Here is a 3,138-nt window from a genome sequence, read left to right on the forward strand (position 1 = left end):
GCGGGATTGCCGCCCATGATCAACATCATGTCGGTGTTCTTGATGTCGATCCAGCCATTGGTCATTGCGCCGCGTCCGAAGGTGGGCCCCAAACTGGAGACCGTTGGGCCGTGTCAAACGCGGGCCTGGTTTTCCAGGTAGCAGACCCCCAGGCTGCGCATACTTTTTACGACCAGATAATTAAATTCATTGGTATCGGTGCAGCCGCCGGTGAAGGCAATGCCTTCGCAGCGATTGACAGTGTGGCCGGCAGCGTCCTTCTCGACAAATGTGTCGTCGCGCGTCTTCTTCACCTTCTGCGCAATCTCAGCGTAGGCCTGGTCCCACGAAATGTCTTCCCAGTCGGTGGCTCCGGGACGCCGCACTTGAGGCTTCAGCAGACGGCGTTCGTTGAGAATGTCCTGCTCGAGCGACGATCCCTTGGGGCAGAGGGTGCCGCGGTTGATGGGGTGATCGGGATCGCCTTCGACGTGCACGACCTGCGGAATCGCATTCTTCGCCTTGTCGCCGATTGTGTAGATGATCACGCCGCAGCTGACGGAACAATAAGGACAGGTGCTGCGGGTCTCGCTGGCTCGGGAAATCTTGAGCGCATTCGTCTGAGCGTAGACCGGAGTGAGATCAAAGCCGAGGGCGGAGAAACCGGCGCCGCCAAGCACGGTGCCTTTGAGAAAAGTCCTGCGAGAGAACTCCATTTTTATGGCCCCCGTGCTGCGCGTTCCAGAAAGTTACGGAGGTGAATGGTTGCAGACGCTTCGATAGCGTCCAGCTTGTTCTGCGCGAATGCGAAAAACTATAAACCTGTCTGACTGGATCGTCAATCAGGGAAATCCTTGGGCGGCGGGCTAGCTTCCGAGAGGGCCGTCATCCGCACAGTAGCACTCGATAGTGCGCAGGAATGTTGATAGATGCTGGCGCTTATCAGGCGCTCAGATTGGGACAACCAACCCATCGCATGCCACTTCATACCCATGCTCTTTTGCGAAAGCGGCCAAGTCGGGATGCGCCGGATTGCCTTCGTGAGCGATATGTGTAGCAAAGACGCGGGCGTGTGGACCCAACACACCTTCCGCGCGCATTCGGTTTGCGTGCTCAATGACTTGACGAGCGCTCAGATGGTCACTACCGGGCTGTTCGGGACCATAGGTGTGATCCAGGATCACAACATCGAATCGCATCTTGTGCTGCCGGAAAGTCTGCCACGTCTGTTCGAATAGCGTGGCAGTATCCGTACCATAGAAGACAGCGCGGCCGGCGGCTTCAATCGCATACAGCATCGCTCCCATCCCCGGAGCATGGTTAGCGGGAAAGGCCATCACCGAATACGTGCCCACCGTGAAGGATTCCAACGGCTGGATCTGGTGGATCTTGAAGTTGAGATACTTCTCCGCTTCAAGAGACAAGAGACCGTAACCCGCAAGGTCTCTCTCAAACGTTTCTGCAGCTCGTTCCAAGGTCTCACGGGACGCGTAGAAATTCAAGACAGGTGCGCCAACCACGCCATAGGCTGGGCTGCGAGAGAGTAGATGGGACAAGTCCAGATGATCGGCGTGCGGATGCGTTTGCAGGCAATATCGCACCTCATCCAGAGAACACCCATGCATGTGCGACGCCGACATAATGTCGGGACCGAGATCAAGCAGCAAATCATTGTTGATCAGCGCAGCGGACCGTTTCCGAAGACTCGGCCCACCTAGCGTACGTGCCTGGGCGCAGTTTCGGCATTTGCAAAAAGCCTCTGGGAAGGCATTCGCGGCGGCGGTTCCAAGGAAAGTGATGGTCATCTATTGAGGCTCTTTCCGACGCCCTTACTCTCTTACAATCAGGCTTGATCCGTACCGGGTCTAGTAGGCGTACGCCCTGAGGAACAGGAAAACCACTACACCGGTAATCGAAACGTAGAGCCAGATGGGGAACGTAAAGCGGGCGATCCGGCGGTGCATCGCGAAACGGCCCGTCAGCGAGAAAAAGAAAGTTGTGAGCACCATCGGCAGCGCGACAATGGAAAGGATTACGTGGCTGGCTAAAATGGAAAGGTAGAGCGTGCGCACCGGGCCGTGGCCGGGGAAAATCGTGTCGCCGTGCAGTGCGTGGTTCACGATGTAGCTGATGAGAAAAACGGATGAGAATGCGAAGGCCAGCAGCATGCTCGTGCGATGCGCTTCCCGGTTGTGATGTTTGATGAAATACAATCCCACGCACAGCGCAATCGCGCATAATCCGTTGAGAAGCGCGTTGAGGGCCGGCAAAAACATCCAGCGTCCGGCGAAATCAGACGAAGCATGATGTACGTACAGCAGCCACAGCAGGAATGACACAGCGAGGCCGCTCACCACGATGATGGCTCCAACCACCGGGCGCGGACTGATTCCACTCTGTTCCATGCCGACAATTAAATCATAAAAATCCATCCGGGCCCGCCGAAAGCGGGAGCCACCTGGGCGGGTCTATGCTTTCGTGGAAACTGACAGAGGTCGATTTTGCAGGAAGGCAGTGAGCAGCGTGCTGTTAATTTGCAAGCCGCCGTTGTAGCTGACCAATCCCTTCTTCTTGAACACATTCATAAACTTACTTACCCTGGCGCGGGTGGTGCCAACCATCTCGGCCAAGGTTGATTGGCTCACCTTCAGGGGATACTCCGGCTTCGATTCCTTGGTTATTTGCCCAAACAGCAGCAGAACCCGCGCCAGTCGCCTCTCACTGAAATTGAAGAATTGATCGACCAGGTCTTCCTCGATTCGAATAATCCGGGAAAGCAGATATTCAACAAACAGCGTTGCAAAATGCGGGTCTCGCCTGAGCGCGCGAATCGTGCTCTCCTTTCGCAGGCGAGTGATACTGGATTGCCCAATTGATCTCGCCGTGTAAATCCGCTGAGATTGCTCTCCGAGGCAGCCTTCGCCAAAAAAGCTGCCTCGCTGCAGGAAGGCGATGATAGCTTTCTTGCGACGCGTGGAGACCGCGGTGAGCTTCACCGTTCCGCTCTGGATGTAGAACACAGCATCCGCGGGATCCCCTTGCGAAAAGACGATCTCCTTATTTCGGTAGTTCCGAGTAGTCATCCCAGCACCGAACTTCTTGCGTAGAACTTTGGGACTGAGACCGAGAGTACGCTTATTCGCCATTCGCATCTGCTCA

General features: G+C 55.9%; 4 protein-coding genes. All 4 read right to left on the reverse strand.

The window, feature by feature from the left end; translation table 11 throughout:
* Nucleotides 1–113 precede the first annotated feature (113 nt).
* Complete coding sequence (locus VNX88_09395) at nt 114–695, reverse strand: hypothetical protein (GenBank protein ID HWY68867.1); 582 nt, start codon at nt 693–695, stop codon at nt 114–116.
* A 234-nt stretch (nt 696–929) separates the two neighbouring features.
* On the reverse strand, nt 930–1,784 hold the full coding sequence (locus VNX88_09400) for an MBL fold metallo-hydrolase (protein HWY68868.1): 855 nt from the start codon (nt 1,782–1,784) through the stop codon (nt 930–932).
* A 60-nt stretch (nt 1,785–1,844) separates the two neighbouring features.
* A complete protein-coding gene (locus VNX88_09405) occupies nt 1,845–2,411 on the reverse strand; it encodes a DUF420 domain-containing protein (GenBank protein ID HWY68869.1) in 567 nt (188 codons plus the stop codon).
* 36 nt (nt 2,412–2,447) lie between these two features.
* A partial coding sequence (locus tag VNX88_09410; protein ID HWY68870.1) for a Crp/Fnr family transcriptional regulator occupies nt 2,448–3,138 on the reverse strand: 691 nt, incomplete at its 5' end.

This window comes from Terriglobales bacterium (assembly GCA_035567895.1).
Lineage (GTDB): Bacteria > Acidobacteriota > Terriglobia > Terriglobales > Acidobacteriaceae > Gp1-AA112.